Source organism: Streptomyces sp. NPDC001220 (assembly GCF_053597895.1).
In genome coordinates this window covers 184,905-208,308 of the sequence record NZ_JBSFJE010000018.1, presented here as the reverse complement: position 1 = coordinate 208,308, position 23,404 = coordinate 184,905, and the positions used below count along the sequence as shown (strand labels likewise).

General features: G+C 71.1%; 19 protein-coding genes. 8 read left to right on the top strand and 11 right to left on the bottom strand.

Annotated features, from left to right (window positions below; all coding sequences use genetic code 11):
* Nucleotides 1–114: 114 nt before the first annotated feature.
* The gene (locus tag ACWDGI_RS36020; RefSeq protein ID WP_450766410.1) at nt 115–765 is read right to left on the bottom strand and encodes a YybH family protein; all 651 of its coding nucleotides are present in this window, start codon (nt 763–765) and stop codon (nt 115–117) included.
* 36 nt (nt 766–801) lie between these two features.
* On the opposite strand from ACWDGI_RS36020, the gene ACWDGI_RS36015 reads away from it, so the two are divergent.
* Nucleotides 802–936, top strand: coding sequence for a hypothetical protein (locus ACWDGI_RS36015; protein WP_450766408.1), 135 nt, complete (start codon nt 802–804; stop codon nt 934–936).
* Nucleotides 937–1,303: 367 nt separating this feature from the next.
* Here the strand turns inward: ACWDGI_RS36015 and ACWDGI_RS36010 are convergent, their stop codons facing one another.
* Nucleotides 1,304–3,586, bottom strand: coding sequence for a caspase, EACC1-associated type (locus tag ACWDGI_RS36010; RefSeq protein WP_450766407.1), 2,283 nt, complete (start codon nt 3,584–3,586; stop codon nt 1,304–1,306).
* On the bottom strand, nt 3,583–4,074 hold the full coding sequence (locus ACWDGI_RS36005; protein WP_450766405.1) for an effector-associated constant component EACC1: 492 nt from the start codon (nt 4,072–4,074) through the stop codon (nt 3,583–3,585). Before ACWDGI_RS36005 ends, ACWDGI_RS36010 begins: the two co-directional genes overlap by 4 nt.
* A 440-nt stretch (nt 4,075–4,514) precedes the next feature.
* Between ACWDGI_RS36005 and ACWDGI_RS36000 the strand changes: the two genes are divergently transcribed.
* The gene (locus ACWDGI_RS36000; protein WP_450766403.1) at nt 4,515–4,814 is read left to right on the top strand and encodes an NUDIX domain-containing protein; all 300 of its coding nucleotides are present in this window, start codon (nt 4,515–4,517) and stop codon (nt 4,812–4,814) included.
* Nucleotides 4,815–4,935: 121 nt separating this feature from the next.
* Here the strand turns inward: ACWDGI_RS36000 and ACWDGI_RS35995 are convergent, their stop codons facing one another.
* A complete protein-coding gene (locus ACWDGI_RS35995) occupies nt 4,936–6,117 on the bottom strand; it encodes a magnesium and cobalt transport protein CorA (RefSeq protein ID WP_450766401.1) in 1,182 nt (393 codons plus the stop codon).
* Nucleotides 6,118–6,318: 201 nt separating this feature from the next.
* Here ACWDGI_RS35995 and ACWDGI_RS35990 point away from each other — a divergent pair, with 201 nt between their 5' ends.
* The 3 genes from ACWDGI_RS35990 (at nt 6,319) to dmpI (ending at nt 8,840) form a co-directional block, all read left to right on the top strand.
* Entirely contained in the window at nt 6,319–7,422 is a 1,104-nt protein-coding gene (locus ACWDGI_RS35990; RefSeq protein WP_450766399.1) for a winged helix DNA-binding domain-containing protein, read from the top strand.
* 276 nt (nt 7,423–7,698) lie between these two features.
* Nucleotides 7,699–8,565 (top strand): LysR substrate-binding domain-containing protein, encoded by an 867-nt coding sequence (locus ACWDGI_RS35985; protein ID WP_450766397.1) that lies wholly within the window; start codon nt 7,699–7,701, stop codon nt 8,563–8,565.
* Nucleotides 8,566–8,657: 92 nt separating this feature from the next.
* The gene (gene dmpI, locus ACWDGI_RS35980; protein ID WP_360475260.1) at nt 8,658–8,840 is read left to right on the top strand and encodes a 4-oxalocrotonate tautomerase DmpI; all 183 of its coding nucleotides are present in this window, start codon (nt 8,658–8,660) and stop codon (nt 8,838–8,840) included.
* A 98-nt stretch (nt 8,841–8,938) separates the two neighbouring features.
* Here dmpI and ACWDGI_RS35975 read toward each other — a convergent pair whose 3' ends face one another.
* The 3 genes from ACWDGI_RS35975 to ACWDGI_RS35965 all read right to left on the bottom strand — a co-directional run bounded on the left by ACWDGI_RS35975 (nt 8,939) and on the right by ACWDGI_RS35965 (nt 13,726).
* On the bottom strand, nt 8,939–9,730 hold the full coding sequence (locus ACWDGI_RS35975; RefSeq protein ID WP_382542516.1) for a S1 family peptidase: 792 nt from the start codon (nt 9,728–9,730) through the stop codon (nt 8,939–8,941).
* Between the two features lie 202 nt (nt 9,731–9,932).
* Entirely contained in the window at nt 9,933–12,749 is a 2,817-nt protein-coding gene (locus tag ACWDGI_RS35970) for a helix-turn-helix transcriptional regulator (protein WP_450766395.1), read from the bottom strand.
* A gap of 143 nt (nt 12,750–12,892) precedes the next feature.
* The gene (locus ACWDGI_RS35965) at nt 12,893–13,726 is read right to left on the bottom strand and encodes a response regulator transcription factor (RefSeq protein WP_450766393.1); all 834 of its coding nucleotides are present in this window, start codon (nt 13,724–13,726) and stop codon (nt 12,893–12,895) included.
* Nucleotides 13,727–13,854: 128 nt separating this feature from the next.
* On the opposite strand from ACWDGI_RS35965, the gene ACWDGI_RS35960 reads away from it, so the two are divergent.
* Both ACWDGI_RS35960 and ACWDGI_RS35955 read left to right on the top strand, forming a co-directional pair.
* On the top strand, nt 13,855–15,525 hold the full coding sequence (locus ACWDGI_RS35960; RefSeq protein ID WP_450766391.1) for an AMP-binding protein: 1,671 nt from the start codon (nt 13,855–13,857) through the stop codon (nt 15,523–15,525).
* Nucleotides 15,522–17,135, top strand: a complete 1,614-nt coding sequence (locus ACWDGI_RS35955; RefSeq protein ID WP_450766389.1) for an AMP-binding protein — start codon at nt 15,522–15,524, stop codon at nt 17,133–17,135. The genes ACWDGI_RS35960 and ACWDGI_RS35955 overlap by 4 nt, the downstream gene beginning before the upstream one ends.
* A gap of 46 nt (nt 17,136–17,181) precedes the next feature.
* Here the strand turns inward: ACWDGI_RS35955 and ACWDGI_RS35950 are convergent, their stop codons facing one another.
* Nucleotides 17,182–17,853, bottom strand: a complete 672-nt coding sequence (locus tag ACWDGI_RS35950) for a hypothetical protein (protein ID WP_450766387.1) — start codon at nt 17,851–17,853, stop codon at nt 17,182–17,184.
* Nucleotides 17,854–18,051: 198 nt separating this feature from the next.
* Between ACWDGI_RS35950 and gcl the strand changes: the two genes are divergently transcribed.
* Nucleotides 18,052–19,836, top strand: coding sequence for a glyoxylate carboligase (gene gcl / locus ACWDGI_RS35945; protein ID WP_450766385.1), 1,785 nt, complete (start codon nt 18,052–18,054; stop codon nt 19,834–19,836).
* A gap of 299 nt (nt 19,837–20,135) precedes the next feature.
* On the opposite strand, the gene ACWDGI_RS35940 is transcribed toward gcl, so the two are convergent.
* From ACWDGI_RS35940 to ACWDGI_RS35930, 3 genes are all read right to left on the bottom strand, one after another.
* Entirely contained in the window at nt 20,136–20,381 is a 246-nt protein-coding gene (locus ACWDGI_RS35940; RefSeq protein ID WP_360475240.1) for a hypothetical protein, read from the bottom strand.
* 441 nt (nt 20,382–20,822) lie between these two features.
* The gene (locus tag ACWDGI_RS35935) at nt 20,823–22,280 is read right to left on the bottom strand and encodes a catalase (protein WP_450766383.1); all 1,458 of its coding nucleotides are present in this window, start codon (nt 22,278–22,280) and stop codon (nt 20,823–20,825) included.
* 174 nt (nt 22,281–22,454) lie between these two features.
* Nucleotides 22,455–23,345: a 2-hydroxy-3-oxopropionate reductase gene (locus ACWDGI_RS35930; protein ID WP_450766381.1), complete on the bottom strand. Its 891-nt coding sequence runs from the start codon at nt 23,343–23,345 to the stop codon at nt 22,455–22,457.
* Nucleotides 23,346–23,404 lie beyond the last annotated feature (59 nt).

The window sequence follows — 23,404 nt, the reverse complement described above, 5'->3', positions numbered from 1 at the left end:
GCCGGCCGGCTCCGACGGAAACGTATCGGAGTGCGCCGAGCCCTGGGAGGGGCGGGCGGTCTGTGCTTCCGTGCCGGGCCGCCCGACGCTTCCGTGCCGGGCCGCCCGACGCGATCAGCCGAAGAACGGGTCGTCCACGACGTGCACCCAGCCGCCGCCCGGCTGGCGTCGGAGGATCTCGGTGGTGGTGGAGACCACCGGCTCCGGTCCGACCCCGGTGAGGGTGGCGGTGTTCGACACCAGGGCGACGTCGTCGACCTGTCGGATCTCGCGCGGTTCGAGCTTGAGGCGGGCACCGCTGTCGACCATCTGCCGCATGGCCGTGCGGATGGCGTCCGTGCCCACCAGGTGGGTTCCGGGAGTGGGGACGAAGTGGGCGTTCGGCTCGTAGAGCGACACCAGACCCTCGACGTCACCGGCCTCCAGGTACTCCATGTACAAGGTCCCCACCTGCTGGGGCGTCTCGGCACGGCGCCGGGCGGTGACGCCGACCGGCTTGTCGCCCCAGCCGGCCGCGTCGATCAGGTCGTACCAGTTGGGATAGGCGCCGTAGGGCAGGTGGCGACGCAGCAGGTCGCCGATGAAGGTCGTCGGGGACGCCTTGTGGGGCTTGGCCACGGCCTGGGTGACGATGAGGTCGCTGAACCCGTGGGCCAGGTCATGGCGCGGCAGCAGGGCGTGCACTTCGTCGGCGAGGCCGGCCGGAAGGCTCTCCCGCTGGATCCCGAGGATGTCGGTGGCGATACCCGCCTGGGCCAGCGCCACCTCCGTGCCCTTCCGCGAGGCGATGCCGTCCGAGGTGTGCAGAGCGATGGCGTCCCAGGCGACGGCGACACGCTCTTCCTCGACTCCGCGCTCGCGGAGGAACGCCGCGGCGAGGTCGGCGCCGTCGACCTCGAAACGCTGGTCGCCGTTGCTGCCCTCCTCGCTCAGTGACGGCCAGCGACATCGCCACCGCCGAGGCGCTGGGGCGTCGCGTCGCGGACGCCGCCGCCACGTGGGCGGCCGGCCGCGCCGCACGCGCCGCCTGATCGCGGGCCCTTCGCCCCGGCCGCCGGGTTGAGCGTCTGGCCGATGCCCTCGCCCGCCCGCACTGTGCCCCCTACGTGGGCCGCCGCTCCTGAGTCCCCGAATCGAGCGCGCCTCTCTGATCATCGGCCTGTCGTCCGGCGCCCGTGGCCGGCCGAGTGTGGTTCGCGCGATGGCGGCGGGGCGGTCGGCCGTCGGGACTGCCCCGCCGCCGCCCGCCCTTGGTGACCCGACATGCCCATCCGCAGGACATGACGCTGCGCGTTTCCGGATGTCAGTGGGCTGGTGGAAGCCACCCAGGGGGCGGGGGAGGGGCGTAGGGTCCCTTGGGCATGGAGTGGAGCCAGTATGCGATCTTGATGCGGGTGTCGGAGGTGTCGGGGTGGTCCTCCCCGAGACTGCGTGCCTGATCGGCCGCGACCTGGTGCAGGAGGTTGGTGGCCCGGACGGTGTCGCCCAACTGTCCGATGGAGACGGCATGTCCCACTCGCGCACTGAAAGTGGCGCGGTGGTCCGGACCCAGTACCCAGGCGAGGTCGTCACCGACCTCGGAGTAGATCTGGGCCGCCGCCGCGTGGTCCCCGATCTGGCCGGTGTACGTGGCGAGATTCAGGCGGCTTTGCAGGGCGTCCAGGTTCTCGCGAGGCAGAACCCGCGCCTCGATCTCCACGAGGTCGCGGTAGAGCCGATGCGCGCGGGACGGATGACCCAGTTCACCCGTCCATTCGGCCAGCCACCGGTGACAGTTCAGAGTGTCGTTGTGCTCGGACCCCAGGACGCCGGTCATGTCCTCCACCAGACCTTGCAGAAGGTTGGCGGCTTCCTGGTTCTGTCCGTCGGCGTGAAGCGTCAGGGCCAGGTTTCTTCGAGGGACGAAGGTACTGGTGTCCCGGCGTCCCGTACGGGCTTCCCGCGCCTGGCAGACCTCTCGGAACAGCCTGATGGCCGTTGTCCTGTCGCCTGAGTTGGACAGGTGAGAGGCGTGGTAGTGGCGAACCTCCACGGATTCGGGCGAGTCCGGACCGCAGACGCGCTCCATGTCGGCGAGGAGTGTGCGGGAGAACTCGGCGGCCGCGGCGAAGTCCCCTGACTGACCGATCGCGTCCATGTGGTTCTTGCGTTCACGCAGCGTCGCCGGGTCGTCGGGCCCGAGAAGACGTTCTGCGACATCCGCCGCCTGGCGGTACAGGTCAGCGGCGGTGGCGGCTTGCCCTTTGGCGAGGGCGTTGTCCGCCAGGGAGCTCAGACAGGCGCGTACGCGAAATGAATCCCTGCCGAGCGTGCGGGTGTACCTGTCGATGAGGTCCTCGTAGAGAGCGCTTGATTCGTCGATCTGTCCGGCCACGCCCTTGAGGTAGGCGAGACTCTCCCTGGCCCGGAGGGTGTCCTCGTGGTCGGGGGACAGGGTGCGGGCACGAATGGAGTGGACGTCGGTCAGGATGGCGAATGCCTCGTCGTCCTGCTGACCGCGGAAAAGGTTGTGGGCCAAGGTGATGCGGCTGCGCAGGGTGCCGGAGTTCTCTGGGCCGAGCACGCGGGTGAAGTCGACGACTACCTCGCGGGAGTGGCTGATGGCGACGGAGGGGCCCGATTGCTCGTCATATCCCAGCCAGTTCGCCAGTGTCTCCCGCAGGGCAAGGGTTTCCGGGTGGTCGGCGCCCAGCCGCAGAGTGCGGCGCGACACGGCTGCGCGGGCCAGCTCGACGGCAGCGCGGACATCGGCCCTACCGGCTTCCCGGATCTGTTCGGTCAGTTCCTCCACGGAGGTGAGAGGGCTCGTGTCGTCCGCTGGAGTGCCGGCCGCCCCTGTGCGGTTGCGACTGATCGCGATCATCGCCGCCGTACGTTCGGACGCCTGCTGCGGCAGGGGCAGTCCAGCTGAACTGAACAGTCGGCGCAACTCGGTGTAGATGGCTCCCACGGCCAGCAGGTCGGGACCGCCCGCGATGCCGCGTTCGAGGACGTTCAACAGGGCGCCGGTAAAGGAGGTGTAGGTGTCTCCGACGGGCGCCTGCGCCAGGGCCATGGCGGGAACCGATGTCATGACGTAGGTGCCGTCGATGTCCACCTGGCCGATGATGGAGGTTTCGGTGGCCGACATGACTCCTGAGATCGCCAACCCCGAGTGACAGCTGTCGAGGATCAGCACACGTGAACGCGCCCGTGTTCGGGAGAACGCCTCCCGGACCAGGCGGTAGGGCAGTCCCGTCCACTCGGCGAGCTCGGGATCGGTCCCTGCCAGCGCCAGGTACAACTCCCGGTCCTGTCCGGCGATCAGACCGTGCCCGGCGTGATAGACGAGGAAGACGTCCTCGGCGGCGGCGGCCGCGCTCAGCAGCGGTTGGGCGAGAGCCCCCTGGTCCCGTGGATTCTCGATCACCAGGCACCGGTCGGAAGCGAACGAGCCGTTGTCCTGATGGGTCAGCGCGGCGTGCAGGGCGTGGACGCCCCGTCCGACCGACGGAAGGTCCTCCAGCCTCTCGGACTCGTAGCTGCTGACCCCGATCAGCACCGCCCGCGAACCGACGGCATCGGGCAACCGGACCATCTCACTCATGCCACGTCCCCCTCGTGTGCCTCTGCGGTTCCCCTGCTCGGCTTTGATCCCGGTGCGTCCGCCTGGCGCGTGGGCTGCCCATCGACGATCGCCGGAGTTCCGGGTGCCTGTTCTGCTGGAGGGGGCGGAGCATCGAGGTGCAGGTCCACGACCGCTTTGATGAGGGTGTCGGCATCCCGGACACGGTCACCGTCGATCTCCACCCGGCGGCCGTCCGAGGCAATCAGCCGGATGCGCACCTTGCTTCCCCTGGGCTGCCGACACCACACCACCAGGGCCTGCGCCAGAACGGTGCCGACCCCGCCGGCACCCAACGCGACCGCCAGAACCTCGGTCAGCCCGCCACCCGCCATCTGCCCCGGCCCGGCCGGCGAGCTCACGGACTCCACCCGCCCCCGCAGAGCATCTTGCAGGTTCAGCCACTTGAAGAGATCTTCCACAGCCCCGTCGTCGTCCCCGACGACCTCGACAAGCACACGGGAATCCATGCACGCCCCCTCGCCCCCGTAACGCGCATCACGTGACTTTTCACGATAGCGACTCGGCCGTCGGCCCAACCCTCCTTTGTGACATGTTGATCCGGCCCGGAGTCCGGGATATCCGGCTGGAGTCCCATGCCGGCCACCCATGCGCCCCGCGCCCCACACTGCATGGACGTCAGGCCGGAAGGGCAGCACGCCGTGGTGGGCGGCGGGCTTGAGCGAGACACACGTGGCGGGTGGCCGGTCGGCGCGCCCGCCGTCGTGGCCGACTTTCTGTGGCAGAGGCCAGAACCCCCACAGTCATGGGCACGGCACGCACGTGAGGACCCGTTCCTGCCGGGGCTGACGAGTCGCCGCCATGAGACAGGCGGCATGTTCGACGCCTACGCCGAGAACTTCGACGCGGTATGGGCGACAGCAACCCTCGTACGAGAGGAAGGCTGACCGTGGCCCGTACCGAGTACTACGACGACCCCAACGCACCCAAGCCGAACAGCCTGGTCGTCGCCGCCTCCGCCGTCGTCACCGACGACCTCGGGCGCATCCTCCTCCAGCGCCGCCGCGACAACGACCTGTGGGCCCTGCCCGGAGGCGGCATGGACCTCACCGACTCCCTGCCGGGCACGGCCGTCCGCGAGGTCAAGGAAGGGACCGGCCTCGATGTCGAGATCACCGGCCTGGTCGGTACCTATACCGATTCGGCCCCACGGCGACGACGTTCCCGCTGGCTGCGATGTACGACCTGAACTGGACCGACCACGTGCCCAAAGGGCTGTGGTTCTCCGCATATCGGTGCTGCAGCGAAGCAGCTTCCGCAGCAGATGTGTGAGCAAAGTGTGAACAGGAACTCGAGCGCAGCGCGAGCGGCTAGAGCCAGTCCTTGCGCTTGAAGATGAAGTACAGACTGGTGCATACGACCGCCATCAGGACGATGGCGAAGGGATAGCCGAGTACCCAGTGCAGCTCCGGCATCTCCCTGAAGTTCATCCCATAGATCGTCCCTACCAGCGTCGGCGCGAACAGAATCGCCGCCCACGAGGAGATCTTCTTGATCTCCTCGTTCTGTTCGAAGCCCGCTTCCGCCAACGCTCGCATTTCCGCGTTCTGTTGCTGGGTGACCAGGGTCGCGTTGACCGTGAGGATCTCCGTGAGGGCCTGGCGGAAGCCGTCCACGCGTTCGCTGATGTGGGTGACGTGGTCGGCGACGTCGCGGAGATAGCGCTGGAGTTCCTCGTCCGTGTCGTACTTGGCGAAGCCGGCGATCAGGCTGTGCAGCATGCCGACCAGGGGGCGGGTGGCGCGCTGGAACTCGACCATCTCGCGGGAGAGTTCGTAGATGCGGCGGGAGACCTCCGGGTCGCCGCGGAAGACCTCCGTCTCGATCTCGTCGATGTCGTTCTGGACGCCCTCGACGACCGGGGCGTAGCCGTCCACCACCGCGTCGAGTATGGCGTAGAGGACTGCCTCCGGGCCGAGTTTGAGCAGGTCGGGGCTGTCCTCCATGCGGTGGCGGACCGCCGAGAGGTCGGGTGCCGCGCCGTGCCGCACCGTGATCACGAAGTCCGGGCCCACGAAGACGTGCAACTCGGCGAAGTCGACCTCCTCCGGCGCGTCCAGATAGCGGGCGGCACGCAGGACGACGAAGAGCGTGTCGCCGTACCGCTCCAGCTTCGGGCGCTGGTGTGCCTCCATCGCGTCCTCGACCGCGAGCGGGTGCAGGTCGAACTCGGCGGCCAGGGAGAGGAGTTCGTCCGAGGTGGGGCGGGCCAGACCGATCCACGCCATCCCCGCGGGCTGGTCGCGCAGTTCGCGGTACGTCTGCGCGAGAGTCGCGGGCGTCGACACCCGCACCCCGTCCCGGTACAGCGCCGCCTCCACCACGCTCGGCGGCTCGCCCGGTGTCGCCGCCGTCGCGGAGCCCGGCTCCGGCAGCTCGGCCGTGTCTTGGTCCGGCGGCAGGGCGCGGCGCCAGACGGACCTTCTGGTGTTCCGGCCGTTCCTGCCGTTCCCGGAACTCTTCGAGGCCGGGCTGGGGCGTCGCTCGGACATCGCGGCCGCCTCTCGATGGGACTGCATCGGCGTGACCCGTGTGATCGTAGTGGTCGGGCGCGGTCAGGTGTGGTCAGGCGTGATCACCGGGTCTTCGAGCAGGATATACGGGGCATACAGGCCCGGCGGAGGGAATCAAGGACGGGATTCGGTGAGAGAAGCGGACAGGATCTGTCCGCGACGGGCGTTAGCGTGCACGCTATGACGAAGACGTCGACTGGCCCGCTCCTCGGCACCCGCGCCCTCAACCGTGCCACCCTCGACCGTCAGCTCCTGCTGCGCCGCTCACCCCGGTCGGTCAAGGACGCCGTGGCACACCTCGTCGGTCTGCAGGCGCAGAACGTGAAGCCGCCGTACCACGCCCTCGCCGCCCGCCTGGACGGCTTCGACCCCGAGCGGCTCTCACAGCTGATGGCGGACCGGGAGGTCGTGCGTATCGTCACGCTGCGGTCGACCATCCACACCCACACCGCCGACGACGCCCGCACCCTGCGCCCGCTCGTCCAGCCCGCCCGGGACCGGGAGCTGACCGGCTTCCACAAGGGCCTCGCCGGCGTCGACCTGGACCGGCTCGCCGTCCTCGCCCGTGACCTGGTCGAGGCCGAGCCGCGCACCATGGCCGAGCTGCGCCAGGTCCTCCTCGCCGAGTGGCCCGACGCCGACCCGCAGTCACTCGCCATCGCCGCCCGCTGCGTCCTGCCCCTCGTCCACGTCCCCCCGCGCGGCCTGTGGGGCCGGTCCGGGCAGGTCGCCCTGACCACCGCCGAGCACTGGCTGGGCCGCCCGGCCGCACCGGCCCCGGCGCCGGACGGCACCGTGCTCCGCTATCTCGCCGCCTTCGGCCCGGCCTCCGTCAAGGACATGCAGATCTGGGCCGGACTCACCCGGCTGCGCGAGGTCTTCGAACGGCTCCGGCCCCGTCTCCTCGCCTTCCGGGACGAGCACGGCGTCGAACTCTTCGACCTGCCCGACGCACCCCGCCCCGACCCCGAGACCCCCGCCCCGCCGCGCTTCCTCCCCGAGTACGACAACCTCCTCCTCTCGCACGCCGACCGCACCCGGGTCATCCCGCCCGAGCACCGGGGCCGCCTCTGGCAGGGCAACCAGCCCCACCGCGCCCTGCTCGTCGACGGCTTTCTGGCGGGCGTGTGGAAGCCGGTGGACAACACCCTGGTCATCGAGGTCTTCGGGCCGCTGAACCGGGCTCAGCGGGCCGCCGTCCTGGAGGAAGGCGAGCGGATGCTGGCCGTCCTGCACCCCGGGACGCCGTACGACATCCGGTTCGGAACCGTCGTAGCCCGGTGATCTCCCAACTCTGCGCGATCGCCGTGACGCCTCCCGTGCCGCCCGCTCGGAGCACGTTCGCGTGATGCCGCCCGCGCCGCTCGCTCGGAGTAGGTTCGCGTGACGTGCGCCCGTGCCGCCCGCTCGGAGTACGTTCGCGTGACGCCTCCCGTGCCGCCCGCTCGGAGCACGTTCGCGTGACGCCTCCCGTGCCGCCCGCTCGGAGCACGTTCGCGTGACGTGCGCCCGCGCCCCTCATTCGGCGCACATACGAGCGGGGCCTCTAGAGTCGGGGCCATGGAACTGCGGCAGCTCACCTACTTCGTCGCCGTCGCCGAGGAGTTGCACTTCGGGAGGGCCGCCGACCGGCTGCACATCGTGCAGTCCGCGGTGAGCATGCAGATACAGCGGCTGGAGCGGGAGCTGGGCGCCGAACTGTTCGACCGTTCGCCGCGCCGGGTCCGGCTCACCGGCGCGGGGGAGCGGCTGCTGCCCGAGGCGCGGGCGGTGCTGGCGGCGGCCGAGCGGGCCCGGGCCGCCGTCGCCCCGCCGACCGGGCTCAGGATCGGCACCAGTACGGGGCTCGGCGCGCACCTGGACCGGGTGCTGGCCGCGTTCGCGCACCACGCGCCGGACGTGCCCGTCGAGCTGTACTCGCTGCCGGTCGCCGAGCGCCTCGCGAGGGTCGCGGGCGGGCGGCTGGACGCCGCGTTCGTGCGCGCCGTGGAGCCGGTGCCCGGTGTTCGGGTCCATCCGCTGTGGCCCGACCCCCTGGTGGCCGCCGTCCCCGCCGGCCACCCGCTCGCCGGACGCCCGGAGATCGGCGTCGGCGAACTGGCCGGGCTGCCCCTGGCGCTCACCGAGCGCCGCAACAACCCGGCCCTGGTCGACCTGGTCGTCGGTGCCTGCCGGGACGCCGGCTTCGAGCCGACGCCCGGACCGTCGACCGGCTCCCTCCAGGACACCCTCGCCAGCATCGGCACCCGCCCCCTGTGGACGGTCGTCTACGCGTCCCACGCGCGCGTGCTGCACAGCCCGAGGGTGACCTTCGTACCGTTCCGGGCGCCCGGCCTGGCCCTGCCGACCGGTCTCGCCGTGTCCGCCGTCGCGCCGCCTCCGCACCTGGACGCCCTGCTGCTGGCCTGCGACGATCACGAACGCTGATCGCTGCGGTCGCGACCTGCTTCTTGGTCACGGACGCACCGTGCGATGGACTGGACCCACCGAACAGGAAGCGCACTCGGAGGAGTTCAGCGATGCCGATCGTCACCATCCAGCAGGGCCCCCGCGACACCGAACTCAAGCGGGACCTCGTCAAGCGGGTCACGGACGCCTTTGTCGACGCCTACAAGATCCCCGCCGAGACCGTGCAGGTGTGGATCCACGAGGTCCCGGCGGACAGCTGGGGCGCGGCGGGCAGACTCACCGCCGACAAGTAGCCCGGCCGGGACATGGATAGGGGGCGTTGCGGGCTGCTCGTGGTAGCCCGCAACGCCCCCTGGTCACTCACCCGAGCGAGGCTCGGGAGGTCTTCTGGTTACGAGTTGACCTGCGTGGTCACCAGGTTCGAGAAGGTGGTCAGCCGGGTGTAGACACCCGGGTAACCGGCCTCCGCGCACCCCTCTCCCCAGGAAGTGATCCCTGCCAGGACGCCCCCGATGAGCAGGGGACCGCCGCTGTCGCCCTGGCAGGTGTCTACGCCACCGGAGGTGTATCCGGCGCAAACCATGTCGGTCTGGACGAAGTCCGAACCGTAGGAGCTCTTGCAGCTGGTGTCGGACACGATCGGGACGGTCGCGGTCCGCAGCTGGTTGGAGGAGCTGCCGTTCTCCGAGGTGGTGCCCCAGCCGAGGATGCGGGCCGTGGTGCCGGCCGCGTACACGCTGGTCTGGGAGGAGCTGACGTACGACACCGGGGTGTACGACATCGCCGTCGAGAGGGTGAGGACCGACACGTCGTCGCCGTTGGTGGCGTCCGTGTAGTCCGGGTTGATCCAGATCTTGCTGACCCGGCTGACCGTGCCGTTGGTGCCGTTCAGGTTCGTACGGCCGCCGACCACGCGGACGCTGCTGGTGCTCTCGCCCTCCATGCAGTGGGCGGCGGTCACCACCTTGGTCGCCGACACCAGGGTGCCGCCGCAGAACTGGCTGCCGGACGCGTCCGTGATCTGCATCATGAACGGGTACGCGGTGGTCGTGGTCGTCGTGCCGCCGACGATCGGCTGGGGGGCGGCTGACGCGGTGGGGGACGCGATCAGCGCGGTCGCTGCGGCGGCAGCCGTCGCCGCCAGGACGGCGGCGGTCTTTCTGGCGCGGTTGAGCCCGAACATGAGTCTCCTCAGTGGGGGTTGCCGGTGGGGGGTCGCGCGGGTGTGGGGGGTGCACGGGGGTCGCGGGACCGACCCCCGTATGCCCGGGCGAGCGGCACATCCATAAGCTAGAACCCGGAACCCCACCCTCCCAATGAGGGAACCCCCTAGGGGGATGGGGGAGGGAAAACCCTCGGTCCGCCTCAGTTAACCGGGAGCGCTCTCACTTCGCGCGCCGCCCTGCCGCCAAACGGACTATGTCCACGCGCGATCGGATGCCCAGCTTGCGGTAGACCCGGGTGAGCGTCGCCTCCACCGTCTTGACGCTGATGAACAGCCGGGCGGCGATCTCCCGGTTCGTGGCACCCTCCATGACCAGCGCGGCGACCTGACGCTCCATCGCGGCCAGCCCCTCCAGGGTCGCGGCCGGCTCGGCCGGCGCCTCGACCGCCGGCTCGGGCTCGGACCCGGGCACCGAGACGGCCTCGTCCACCTGGCGCAACCACGGCAGCGCCCGGCACCGCCGGAACAGCCGGGTGGCCTCGTCGTACGCCGTGGGGGAACGACGCTCGCGCAGCGAGGCCAGGGCGAACGCGGCCCGGGCCTCCTCCAGGCCGTAGCCCAGTTTGGCGAACTGGTGCTGAGCCGAGGTCAGCTGGGCCACGGCCGCCTCGTGCTCGCCGTGCGCCGCCCGGACGAGTGCCTCGGCCCGGTCCAGAACGGCGAGAACACTCTCCCGGCCGAGCCTGAGCGCGTGCTCCCGGGTGACGTCGATGACGTCCTGCGCCTCGGCCGTCTCACCCACCCGGACCAGCGCCTCGGCCAGGTCGCCCTGCCAGCGGCCGCGCGCCGGGTCGGTGATGCCGAGGCTCTGCTCCAGCTCCCGCACCCGGCGCAGCGAGCGCACGGTGCCCGCCGGGTCGCCCGCCACCAACTGGGCGTATCCGAGGGCGCCGAGAGCCCGGGACAGGTACATGGTGTCGCCGTCCTGTTCGGCGTGGTCCACCGCCTCCCGGGCCAGCGCCAGACCCCGGTCCACGTCACCGCCGGAGGCCTCGGCCAGCGAGGTGAGCATCGCGGAGGCGGTCTCGCCGATCCCGCAGTCGTGGGCCAGGTGCAGGCCCTCGCGGGCCAGGTCGAGGGCCCGGCCGCAGTGCCCGGAGCGCAGTTCGGTCTCGGCGAGCCCGCGCAGGAAGTGCACCTCGCTCTCCACCTGGCCGCGCCGGCGGACCTCGCGCAGCAGCGCGGTGACCGTGGCCCGGGCCTCGGCCAGCTGATCGCCCATCACCAGCCAGCGGAACCGGGCGCTGCCGGCCCCGTTGTGATGGCACGACACGTTCGGGTCCTGCGGTTCCTTCAGCGCGCGCTTGATGGTGGCGGGTGCCCCCGGATGGCCCATCAGGGTCTCGACCTGGGCCTGCAGGGACAGCGCGAGCAGCTCGGTGCGCCGGTCGTCGCCGCGCGCGGCGAGGCCGGCGGAGTGCGCGGCCGCCTGCCGGGCCTCGGTGAAGTCGCCCTCCACGATCAGGGCCCGCCAGGCCAGCTGGTAGTGGACCTTGCCGAGCAGCCGCGGGTCGTCGCCGGCGTCGGCGAGGGCGTGCGGGAAGGCCGCGTCGACCTCGGTCATGGTGTGGCCGGCGGAGTCGATCACCAGGATCCAGGCCCGCACCCGGTCGGCGGGCCGGGTGGCCCGGGTGAGCACCTCGCGGGCGATGTCCTGGGCGAGGTCCACCTCGCCGGCGCTGATCGCGTCCTCGGCGGCCAGCAGCCGGCGCTCGTCCGGGCCCGGTCTGTTGTCCCCCGGCGTGTGCCGGGCGGAGAGCAGCCCGAGCTGTGCGGCCACCGAGGGTGCGCCCCGGTCCCGGGCCTGGGCCGCGGCCTCGGCGAGCCGGGCGGCCACCTCCGGGTCGGTACCGGTGGCGGCCAGGGCCAGATGCCGGGCCCGCTCGATCGGGTCGGAGGCGGCCGTGGACAGCGCCGCGTGCGCGGCCCGGCGCTCCTGCGCGGGGGCCTCGGCGTACAGCGCGGCGGAGATGAGGGGGTGCGCGAAGCGTACGGCCGGACCCTCCGGCTCGGTGGCCAGCAGCCCGAGTTCGGCCGCCTGGGCGCACTCGGCCTCGGCGTTCTCCCGGCCGGCCGCGTGCAGCAGGGCGTGCGTGGGCCGGGCGCCGGCGCTGGCCACCAGGAGGGTGCGGCGGGCCTCGACGGAGAGCATGTCCAGGCGGGTGAGGACCAGGGCGCGCAGCGAGGTCGGCACCGGCAGCGGCTCGCCGGGCCGGGGCGGGGTGGGGTTCTCGGCGAGGGCGCGGCCGAGCTCCAGGGCGAACAGGGGGTTGCCGCCGCTGGTGCGGTGGATCTCCCGGACCGCGGCCCGGGTCAGCGCCGCGTGGCCGCGGTGGTCGAGGAGGTCGGCGACCTGCCTGCGGGTGAGCGGGCCGAGGCGGACGGCGACGGTGTCCGGCGGTGACGCGCGTAGGTGACGGTCGTACTCCTGGCCCTCCGTGCGGACCGCGCAGAGCAGTTGGACCGGGGTGCCGCCGAGGCGGCGGGCGGCGAAGCCGAGGAGTTCGGCGCTGGCCGGATCCAGCCACTGGAGGTCGTCGGCGACGATCAGTACCGGGCCCTCGGCGGCCAGTGCGCGCAGTGCCGACAGCACCGCGAGGCGCAGGGCGAGGCCGTCGCGCTGGAGGGTGGACTCGCCGCGGCCGGTGAGCGCCGACTCCAGGGCGGTGCGCTGGGCGCCGGGCAGGTGGGGCGCGACCTCGTCGAGGACCAGCCCGAAGAGGTCGGCGAGGGCCAGAAACGGAAGATGGGATTCGGACTCGGTGGCCGAGCAGCGCAACACGGTGCGCGCCGCGCCGGCGTATTCGGCGTCCAATGCCCCCAGGACGGTCGATTTCCCTATTCCGGCGGGCCCGTGCAGGAGCACGCTGCCGCCCGAGGTGAGCTGTTCACGCGCGGCCGAGAGCAGCTCCGCCCGGCCGATGACCAGGTCGGGGCGGCATCGGGCAGGCTCCTGGAAGTCCCGTCGCACGGTCACCGCTCCCCTCGTGTGTCGTGTTCGGGCCAAATTCTAGGCAACGAACCCTGAAATCCGGCCGAACGGCATGGTGAGGGAAATAACAGCGGCCTTGCATCGGGTAATTCAAAGCGCGCATGCATGAATGGAATGGGTTCCCTCCGCTACGGCAACAACCCCGTCCGACGAGCCGCCGACACCGCCTCCCCCCTGGTGTGCGCGCCCAGTTTCCGCATCGCCGAGCGCAGATACCCCTTGACCGTCTCGGGCCGCAGGCCGAGCCGCTCGGCCACCGCCGCGTTGGTGGCGCCGGCCGCCACCCAGGCCAGCACATCCAGCTCCCGGGGCGCCAGCGTCCTCTCGGCCGCAGGCGCCGGGGCGGCCAGCAGTCCGCAGGCGGCGAGGAGTTCGGCGCGCAGCTCGGGGTCGGGGATCCGCGGGGCCAGCGCCCGCAGTGCGGCATGCGCCTCCCGCACCTGCTCCCAGGCGGCCCCCGGATCCGCCCCGGCGGCGGGCTCCGGCCGCGCCGCCGCCAGCAGGCCCCGGGCCTCGTCCCGTACGACGAGGGCCTGCTCCACGTCCCGCGCCGCCGCCACCGCCGCGCCCAGCGTGCGGTCACCCAGCGGCTGGGCGGTGCGCAGCGCGCCGTACAGCACGCCCCGCACCCGGCGCCGTACCACCACGGGCACCGCGAGCACCGAGCGGATGCCCTCGGCCGCCACCGGGATGTCGTACTCGTGGCTGATCTGCCGGGAGACGGAGTAGTCGGTGACCGCGCACGGCCGGGCCAGCATGACCGCCTTGCCGCCCAGTCCGTTGCCCGAGCTGACCGCGAGCGAGCGCAGGGCGGCCGTGTTGGCGCCGCTCAGCTCGCTGATCCGGACCTGCGGCCGGTCGGCGTCGACGAGCCCGCCGAAGGCGATCGGGAGCCCGGTGGCGCGCCGGAGTCTGGCCAGCGCACCGCGTATCTCCACCGCCCCCGCGACCTCTGCTGCCACCTGTCCTGCCCCTTCGACCCCGGCTTCGTGCTGCCCACACCCCCGTTCGGGGGTAGTGAGACATGCATCACGGATTACACGATGCCAGAGAGCCGCCCGGCAATGGTCCGGTACCGAAGGAGACGCGTATGACGAGTGCGACGGAGGACTTCCGCAGGGCACGGGACTTCCTGCTGGAACACCGATCGGACTATGCCACCGCCTACGAGGGCTTCGTGTGGCCGCGGCCGGACCACTTCAACTGGGCGCTCGACTGGTTCGACGTCATCGCCGAGGGCAACGACCGCACCGCCCTGCACATCGTCGAGGAGGACGGCACCGAGACGAAGCTGTCCTTCGCCGAGCTGTCCGAGCGCTCCGACCGGGTCGCGAACCATCTGCGGGCGCGGGGCGTCGAGCCGGAGGACCGCGTCCTCGTCATGCTCGGCAACCAGGCCGAGCTGTGGGAGACCGCGCTGGCCGCGATGAAGCTGCGCGCCGTCGTCATCCCGGCCACCCCGCTGCTCGGCCCGGCCGACCTGCGCGACCGGGTCGACCGGGGCCGGGTGAAGCACGTCATCACGCGCGCCGAGGACACCGCCAAGTTCGCCGAGGTGCCGGGCGCGTACACCCGGATCGCGGTGGGCGGGCCGGCGGAGGGCTGGGAGGCGTACGAGGACGCGTACGTGGCGTCCGCCGAGTTCCTGCCGGACGGGCCGACGCTCGCCGACGACCCGCTGATGCTCTACTTCACCTCGGGCACCACCGCCCGGCCCAAGCTGGTCGAGCACACCCACACCTCGTACCCCATCGGCCATCTGGCCACCCTGTACTGGATCGGCCTCAAGCCCGGCGACGTCCATCTGAACATCTCCTCGCCGGGCTGGGCCAAGCACGCCTGGTCGAACCTGTTCGCGCCGTGGAACGCGGAGGCGACCGTCTTCATCCACAACTACAGCCGCTTCGACGCGGGCCGGCTGATGGCCGAGATGGACCGGCACGGGGTGACCTCCTTCTGCGCTCCGCCGACGGTGTGGCGGATGCTGATCCAGGCCGACCTGACCCAGCTGCGCACCCCGCCCCGTGAGGTGGTGGCGGCCGGCGAGCCGCTCAACCCCGAGGTGATCGAGCAGGTCCGGCGGGCCTGGAACGTCACCGTCCGGGACGGGTTCGGGCAGACCGAGACGGCCGTACAGGTCTCCAACAGCCCCGGCCAGCCGCTGAAGACCGGGTCGATGGGCCGGCCGAGTCCGGGATACCGCGTCGAACTGCTCGACCCGGTGTCGGGCGCGCCGGGGGCGACGGAGGGCGAGATCGCCCTCGACCTGTCGGCGGGGCCGGTGGGCCTGATGACCGGCTACCACGGGGACGCGGACCGTACGGCCGAGGCGATGGCCGGCGGCTACTACCGCACCGGTGACATCGGCGCCCGGGACGAGGACGGCTACATCACCTACGTCGGCCGCGCGGACGACGTGTTCAAGGCGTCCGACTACAAGATCAGCCCCTTCGAGCTGGAGAGCGCGCTCCTCGAACACGAGGCGGTGGCCGAGGCGGCCGTCGTCCCGGCGCCGGACGAGCTGCGGCTGGCCGTGCCCAAGGCGTACATCGTCCTCGCGGCGGGCTGGGAGCCAGGACCGGACACCGCGAAGGTGCTCTTCGAGCACTCCCGCCAGGTCCTGGCGCCGTACAAGCGGGTCCGGCGGCTGGAGTTCGCGCCGCTGCCCAAGACCGTGTCCGGCAAGATCCGGCGGATCGAACTGCGCGAGGCGACCGCCGCGGGCTCGGCCGGGGAATACCGTGAGGAGGACTTCCGGTGAGCACCTCGTACACACACGGCACGAGCGGGACCGTGCTGCTCGGCGACACGATCGGCGCCGACCTCGACCGGGCCGTCGCGGCCTGGCCGGACCGGGAGGCACTCGTGGACGTGCCGTCCGGACGGCGCTGGACCTACGCCCGGTTCGCCGCTGACGTCGACCGGTTGGCGTACGCCCTGCTGGCGAGCGGCGTCGCCAAGGGCGACCGGGTGGGCATCTGGGCGGTCAACTGCGCCGAGTGGGTGCTGGTGCAGTACGCCACCGCGCGCATCGGCGCGATCATGGTGAACATCAACCCGGCCTACCGCACCCACGAGGTCGAGTACGTCCTCAACCAGGCGGGGATCTCCCTGCTGTTCGCCTCCCTCAGCCACAAGAGCAGCGACTACCGGGCGATGGTGGAGGAAGTGCGGGGCAGGTGCCCGGAGTTGCGGGAGGCCGTGTACATAGGGGATCCGAGCTGGGATGCGCTCATCGCGCGCGGTACACCGGAGCGGAGTGCCGAACTGACGGCCCGCACCGCGGAGTTGTCCTGCGACGACCCGATCAACATCCAGTACACCTCGGGGACGACCGGCTTCCCGAAGGGCGCCACCCTCTCCCACCACAACATCCTGAACAACGGCTACTTCGTCGGAGAGCTGGTCTCCTACACCGAGCAGGACCGGATCTGCATCCCGGTGCCCTTCTACCACTGCTTCGGCATGGTGATGGGCAACCTGGCCGCCACCTCGCACGGCGCCTGCATCGTGATCCCGGCCCCGTCCTTCGACCCCGAGGCCACCCTGGAGGCCGTCCAGCGGGAGCGCTGCACCTCGCTGTACGGCGTACCGACCATGTTCATCGCGGAGCTGAACCTCCCCGGCTTCGCCTCGTACGACCTTTCCACGCTGCGCACCGGCATCATGGCGGGCTCGCCCTGCCCGGTCGAGGTGATGAAGCGGGTGGTCGCGGAGATGCACATGGCGGAGGTCTCCATCTGCTACGGCATGACCGAGACCAGCCCGGTGTCCCTGCAGACCCGTATCGACGACGACCTGGAACACCGCACCGGCACGGTCGGCCGGGTGCTGCCGCACCTGGAGGTGAAGATCGTCGACCCGGCCACCGGTGTCACCCGGCCCAGGGGAACGGCAGGCGAGCTGTGCACCCGGGGTTACAGCGTGATGCTCGGCTACTGGAACGAGCCCGAGAAGACCGCGGAGGCCGTCGACCCCGGGCGCTGGATGCACACCGGCGACCTGGCGATGATGCGTGACGACGGATACGTCGAGATCGTCGGCCGGATCAAGGACATGATCATCCGGGGCGGCGAGAACGTCTACCCGCGCGAGATCGAGGAGTTCCTCTACGCCCACCCCAAGATCCGTGACGTCCAGGTGGTCGGGGTGCCGCACGAGAGGTACGGCGAGGAGGTCCTGGCCTGCGTCATCCCGCACGACCCGGCCGAGCCGCTCACCCTCGAGGAACTGCGGGCCTTCTGCGAGGGCCGCCTGGCCCACTACAAGGTGCCGAGCCGGATCCAGATCCTGGAGAACTTCCCCATGACGGTGTCGGGGAAGGTGCGGAAGATCGAGCTGAGGGAGACGTACAGCGCCGGCGCTCCGTAGGGGCGCGGGGAACTGCGCGACCAGCCCCCACCGGGCCCGCAGGTGATCACCGACCTGAGGCGTGCAGTTCATCGGCGGGACCGTTGACCGGCTGAGGCGTCCCCGTGAGGTCCAGCACGAAGAGCGGTATCCCCAGCGCGTCGGCCCGCTCGCGCGCGTCCTCGGCGTACCCCGCGAGGGAGAAGTACACGCAGCCGGAGTCCTCCGTCATCGCCGTCAGCCACAGGCACTCCACATCCCGCAGTGCGGCCGGCCGCACGGTCGGGTCCACCTGGGCGACCAGGCCGCGCGCGGCCAGGCCTATGCCGGACGGCGGTCGCTGGTCGGCGCGGCGTATGTCCCGGTAGCCGAGCCAGCGCAGATAGAGCGCGGCTGCGGTGACCGCGTCCCGGGCGGTCCGGATCGTGACCGGCTGGAAGGGCGTCCGCGGCTCGGGGGCCGGCGCGGGCGCGGACCCGGTCCCGGCGACCGGGACGCGCAGCACCGCCCCGCACGGGCAGCCCAGCTCCGGCTGTGGCCACTGGTCCCGGCGGCCGCAGGAGCCGCAGCTCACCGTCACCCAGTCCTCGTCCCAGGAGCGGTGCGCCACCGGGGTCGGCGCGGTCCCGCCGTCGAGGGACGGGGTGACCGGGGCACCGCAGGCGCAGGGGTACGACGGCGCGATGTAGACGTGCTCGCGCCGACAGGCCGGACAGCGCACCGGCACGGTCTCGGACATGGCCCCACCCCAGGCGTCGCGTCGGTTCGGCGGTCCCATGGTGCTCCCGTCGGGGCCCGGTTGTCCCTCCCTTGACGACGTTCGTCCCCGCGCCTACATTGATTTCAGATAGTAGAAGTTAATTTCCGTATTGCGGAATTATGCTCACCGCGGGGCGCGACGGGAGCAGGCATCCGACAGCCGAAGCAGGAGTACTCCATGGCTCGAATGACCGCTGCCCGTGCGGCAGTTGAGATCCTCAAGCGCGAGGGCGTCAGCGCCGCGTTCGGGGTGCCGGGCGCGGCGATCAACCCGTTCTACGCGGCGCTCAAGGCCTCCGGAGGCATCGACCACACCCTCGCCCGCCATGTCGAGGGCGCCTCGCACATGGCCGAGGGCTACACCCGGACCCACCCCGGCAACATCGGCGTCTGCATCGGCACGTCCGGTCCGGCGGGCACCGACATGATCACCGGGTTGTACTCGGCCACCGGTGACTCCGTCCCGATCCTCTGCATCACCGGCCAGGCGCCGACCGCGGTGATCCACAAGGAGGACTTCCAGGCCGTCGACATCGCCTCGATCGCCAAGCCGGTGACGAAGATGGCGGTCACCGTGCTGGAGGCGGCCCAGGTCCCCGGCGTCTTCCAGCAGGCCTTCCATCTGATGCGCTCCGGCCGCCCCGGCCCGGTCCTGATCGACCTGCCGATCGACGTCCAGCTCACCGAGATCGAGTTCGACCCGGAGACCTACGAGCCGCTCCCCGTCTACAAGCCGGCCGCGACCCGCGCCCAGATCGAGAAGGCGATCGGTCTGCTGAACGCCTCCGAGCGGCCGCTGATCGTCGCGGGCGGCGGAGTCATCAACGCCGACGCAGCCGAACTGCTGGTGGAGTTCGCGGAGTTGACAGGGGTTCCGGTGGTCCCGACCCTCATGGGCTGGGGCGTGCTCCCCGACGACCACGAGCTGAACGCCGGCATGGTGGGCCTGCAGACCTCGCACCGCTACGGCAACGCGACCTTCCTGGAGTCCGACTTCGTCCTCGGCATCGGCAACCGCTGGGCCAACCGGCACACCGGCAAGCTGGACGTCTACACGGCCGGCCGGAAGTTCGTGCACGTCGACATCGAGCCGACCCAGATCGGCAGGATCTTCGCCCCCGACTACGGCATCGCCTCCGACGCCAGGGCCGCGCTGGAGCTCTTCGTCGAGGTGGCACGGGAGTTGAAGGGCGCGGGCGGGCTCCCCGACCGGAGTGAGTGGGCCGCCGCGGCCCAGGAGAAGAAGGCGACCCTCCAGCGCCGGACCCACTTCGACGACATCCCGATCAAGCCGCAGCGTGTCTACGAGGAGATGAACAAGGCCTTCGGCCCGGAGACCCGGTACGTCTCCACGATCGGCCTCTCGCAGATCGCCGGCGCCCAGATGCTGCACGTCTTCAGGCCGCGGCACTGGATCAACTGCGGCCAGGCGGGCCCCCTCGGCTGGACGATCCCGGCCGCGCTGGGCGTGGCCAAGGCCGACCCGGAGGCCTCCGTGGTGGCCCTCTCCGGCGACTACGACTTCCAGTTCATGCTGGAGGAGCTGGCGGTCGGCGCGCAGCACAAGATCCCGTACGTCCACGTCCTCGTCAACAACTCCTACCTGGGCCTGATCCGCCAGGCGCAGCGGGCGTTCGACATCGACTTCCAGGTCAACCTGGAGTTCGAGAACATCAACTCGCCCGAGCTGGGCGTCTACGGCGTCGACCATGTCAAGGTCGCCGAGGGTCTGGGCTGCAAGGCGATCCGGGTGACCGACCCGAACGAGCTGGGCGCGGCCCTCGAGCAGGCGAAGAAGCTGGCGCAGGAGCACCGGGTGCCGGTGGTGGTGGAGGCGATCCTGGAGCGGGTCACCAACATCTCGATGTCCACGACCAACGACATCGGCAACGTCGTCGAGTTCGAGGAGCTCGCGACCGAGCCCGGGCATGCGCCGACATCGATCAGGACGCTGAAGGTCTGAGCCCGCCGCTGAAGGCCTGAGCCGCCACACGACAGCCGGGGCGCGACGGCCAGGGCACGAGAGCCGGGGCGCGAGTGCCGGGGTGACGGCCAGGGCACGAGAGCCGGGGGTACAACAGAGCGGGCGGTCCATCCCGAGGGATGGGCCGCCCGCTCTGTGCTGTGGGTGACACGGGGCCCGCCGCCCCCGTGCCGGCGAGCTCCGTGTGCAGTGAATATGCCCCACGACTGCGGCGGTTGAAGCATGCTGAACATGATTCAGAGCTTGATTTGAGGATTCGCCATCCGCTTTACCCGGGTTCAGGGGCTTTCGGGATGCTCGGTGAGTCCCGGCCAGTCGTCCGGTCCGCCGCCCTGCCACTCGATGAGGTCGCTCTCCTCGACCTCGATCCGGTCCAGGTCGGCCATCCGCAGGATCTCGACCACGTCGTCGAGATGCGAGGCGATCCCCAGGGTCACGTCGGCCTCGGTGACCCGCCGGGAGCCGTCCAGGGCGGGAGCGTGCACGACGATATGGGGGAATTCCGTGGGTGGGTGTGCTGTCATGCCTTCAGCGTGCTGCGGCCGGGGCGGATGCGCACGCCGAAGCGCGGACGCGGGTACGCCGAAGCGCGGACGCGGGTACGCCGAAGCGCGGACGCGGGTACGCCGAAGCGCGGACGCGGGTACGCCGAAGCGCCGGAGCGGAGGACGCGGACGGTTCCGCATCCGGCGCTCCGGCGCTCGGTCGGGCCTCTTCGGCTGTGGCCGTCCGACGGCGCGAGGCTGGGCGCGACAGGTCGTTCGCGCCGCCGGACGGGGTCTGGGTACGGCTGGGACCGCGGCGGGTGCGACGGAGCCGGGGCGGCCTTCCCTCAGGTCGAGAAGGGCGCTCGGTTCCTTCACCACCGCACTGGCTCGCACGCCGCCGCGGTCCTTGCCACGCCCGCGCACCTCCGTCCGGCCACCCCTCATCCGGGCCGTCCGGCTGTGCGCGGGCCGTCTGTGTCAGTCCTCGCGCAGGGCGTGGACCGCCTCCTCCACGCGCTTGCCGTACTCCGGGTCGGCGGCGTGGAAGTGGGCCAGGTTCTTCTCGATCACGTCGTCGCGGGTGACCTGCGAGAGGCCGCCGGCGATGTTCGCGACCAGACGCCGCTTCTCCTCCTCGGACATCAGCCGGTACAGCTCGCCCGCCTGGTAGAAGTCGTCGTCCTTGGTGTGCAGCGGGGCCTCATGGGTGCCGGTGTGACCGGCGACGGCCAGCGGGGCGGCCAGCGGACGGCCGGTCTCCACCGGGCCGTCGTACGAGTTCGGCTCGTAGTTCCTGGCGTTCCTGCCCTGCGCGTTGGCGGCCATGAAGCCGTCCCGGCCGTAGTTCTGCGCGGTCGTCGCCTTCGGTGCGTTGACGGCCAGCAGGGTGTGGTTGACGCCCAGGCGGTAGCGGTGCGCGTCCGCGTAGGCGAACAGCCGGCCCTGGAGCATCTTGTCGGGGGAGGGGCCGATGCCCGGCACGAAGTTGTTCGGGGAGAAGGCGGCCTGCTCGACCTCGGCGAAGACGTTGTCCGGGTTGCGGTCCAGGACCAGGCGGCCGACCCGCTGGAGCGGGTGGTCCCGGTGCGGCCACACCTTGGTCACGTCGAAGGGGTTGAAGCGGTAGTCCGCCGCCTCGGCCGCCGGCATGATCTGGACGTACAGGGTCCAGGACGGGTTGACGCCCCGCTCGATGGCCTGGAGCAGGTCCGTCTGGTGCGAGTTGGGGTCCTTGCCCGCGAGCTCCGCCGCCTGCTCACCGCTCAGGCTGCGCACGCCCTGGTTGGTCTTGAAGTGGTACTTCACGAAGAAGGCCGCGCCCTCGGCGTTCGTCCACTGGTAGGTGTGCGAGCCGTAGCCGTTCATGTGCCGGTACGACGCCGGGATGCCGCGGTCGCCCATCAGCCAGGTCACCTGGTGCGTGGCCTCGGGGGAGTGCGCCCAGAAGTCCCAGACGTTGTCCGGCTCCTGGCGGCCCGTGAAGGGGTCGCGCTTCTGCGAGTGGATGAAGTCGGGGAACTTGATGGGGTCCTTGATGAAGAACACCGGGGTGTTGTTCCCGACGAGGTCGTAGTTGCCCTCCGCCGTGTAGAACTTGACGGCGAAGCCGCGCGGGTCGCGTACGGCGTCGGCGCCGCCGAGGGAGTCGGCGACCGTCGAGAACCGCAGGAAGACCTCGGTGCGCCCGCCGACCGTGCTCAGGAAGTCGGCGTGGGTGAAGCCGGTGACGTCGTCGGTCACCTCGAAGTAGCCGTACGCGCCGCTGCCGCGGGCGTGCACCACGCGCTCCGGGATCCGCTCGCGGTTGAAGCGGGCGAGCTTCTCGAGGAGGTGCTGGTCCTGGAGGAGGAGCGGGCCGCCGACGCCGGCGGAGGCGGAGTTCTGGTTGTCGGCGACCGGGGCGCCGGACTCGGTGGTGAGCACGCGCTTCGACATCGTGGACCTTCCGTGCGGGTGTCAGCGGAAATCCATTTCCGCTTTGTGGAGCCTAGGATCGGGTCGGCTGGGGCGTCAACAGTTTGTTGAAGTGGTTTCCGGGCGGCGCCGTCGCCTGGGCGCGACAGGACAGTTGTCAGCGGCGGCGCCGCCCGGAAGTCGTGGGGTCGCGGCTCAGACCTGGGCGCCGGAGAGGCGCTCGACCGCGCGCAGCAGCGCGGAGTGGTCCAGGCCGCCGTCGCCCTGCGCGCGCAGGGAGGCGACCAGTTGGGCCACCACGGCGCCGACCGGCAGGGCGGCGCCGACGTTGCGGGCCGCGTCGGTCACGATGCCCATGTCCTTGTGGTGCAGGTCGATCCGGAAGCCCGGCCTGAAGTCGCGGTTCAGGAAGTTGTCCTTCTTCCGCGCCAGCACGGTCGAGCCGGCCAGTCCGCCGCCCAGGACGTCCAGCGCGGCCGTCAGGTCCACGCCGGACTTCTCCAGGAAGACCACGGCCTCGGCGCACGCCTGGATGTTCACGGCGACGATCAGCTGGTTGGCGGCCTTCACGGTCTGACCGGAGCCGTGCGGACCGCACAGCACGATGGTCCTGCCCAGTGCCTCGAAGATCGGCTTCGCGGTGTCGAAGTCGGCCTGCTCGCCGCCGACCATGATGGACAGCACGGCCTCGATCGCCCCGGCCTCGCCGCCGGACACCGGCGCGTCCAGGACGCGGATGCCCTTGTTCCCGGCCGCCTTCGCCAGGTCGACGGAGGTCTGCGGGGTGATGGACGACATGTCGACGATGAGCGCGCCGGACCGTGCGTGCTCCAGGATGCCGTCCGGGCCGTAGGCGATGGCCTCGACCTGCGGCGACGCGGGCACCATCGTGATGACCACGTCCGCGTCCCGCACGGCCTCGGCGATCGAGGCGGCCGCGGTGCCGCCGGCCGCGGCCAGCCGGTCCAGCTTGTCCTGCTCCAGCGTGAAGCCGGTGACGTCGTAACCCGCCTTGATCAGGTTCTCGGACATCGGGGAGCCCATGATGCCGAGGCCTATCCAGGCGATCTTGGGGAGTGTGCTCATAGGGAGTGCCTCTCTTACTGCTGTGATACGTCTGCTGCGCGGCGGGCGTCGTCAAAAGC

What these genes read in the sequence shown, in the direction of transcription:
- ACWDGI_RS35930 (WP_450766381.1), bottom strand. Translation starts at nt 23,345, where the DNA reads ATGAGCACACTCCCCAAGATCGCCTGGATAGGCCTCGGCATCATGGGC.
- ACWDGI_RS35960 (WP_450766391.1), top strand. Translation starts at nt 13,855, where the DNA reads ATGACGAGTGCGACGGAGGACTTCCGCAGGGCACGGGACTTCCTGCTG.
- gcl (WP_450766385.1), top strand. Translation starts at nt 18,052, where the DNA reads ATGGCTCGAATGACCGCTGCCCGTGCGGCAGTTGAGATCCTCAAGCGC.
- ACWDGI_RS35940 (WP_360475240.1), bottom strand. Translation starts at nt 20,381, where the DNA reads ATGACAGCACACCCACCCACGGAATTCCCCCATATCGTCGTGCACGCT.
- ACWDGI_RS35935 (WP_450766383.1), bottom strand. Translation starts at nt 22,280, where the DNA reads ATGTCGAAGCGCGTGCTCACCACCGAGTCCGGCGCCCCGGTCGCCGAC.
- ACWDGI_RS35995 (WP_450766401.1), bottom strand. Translation starts at nt 6,117, where the DNA reads ATGTCCGAGCGACGCCCCAGCCCGGCCTCGAAGAGTTCCGGGAACGGC.
- ACWDGI_RS36010 (WP_450766407.1), bottom strand. Translation starts at nt 3,586, where the DNA reads ATGAGTGAGATGGTCCGGTTGCCCGATGCCGTCGGTTCGCGGGCGGTG.
- ACWDGI_RS35950 (WP_450766387.1), bottom strand. Translation starts at nt 17,853, where the DNA reads ATGTCCGAGACCGTGCCGGTGCGCTGTCCGGCCTGTCGGCGCGAGCAC.
- ACWDGI_RS35975 (WP_382542516.1), bottom strand. Translation starts at nt 9,730, where the DNA reads ATGTTCGGGCTCAACCGCGCCAGAAAGACCGCCGCCGTCCTGGCGGCG.
- ACWDGI_RS36005 (WP_450766405.1), bottom strand. Translation starts at nt 4,074, where the DNA reads ATGGATTCCCGTGTGCTTGTCGAGGTCGTCGGGGACGACGACGGGGCT.
- ACWDGI_RS35985 (WP_450766397.1), top strand. Translation starts at nt 7,699, where the DNA reads ATGGAACTGCGGCAGCTCACCTACTTCGTCGCCGTCGCCGAGGAGTTG.
- dmpI (WP_360475260.1), top strand. Translation starts at nt 8,658, where the DNA reads ATGCCGATCGTCACCATCCAGCAGGGCCCCCGCGACACCGAACTCAAG.
- ACWDGI_RS35990 (WP_450766399.1), top strand. Translation starts at nt 6,319, where the DNA reads ATGACGAAGACGTCGACTGGCCCGCTCCTCGGCACCCGCGCCCTCAAC.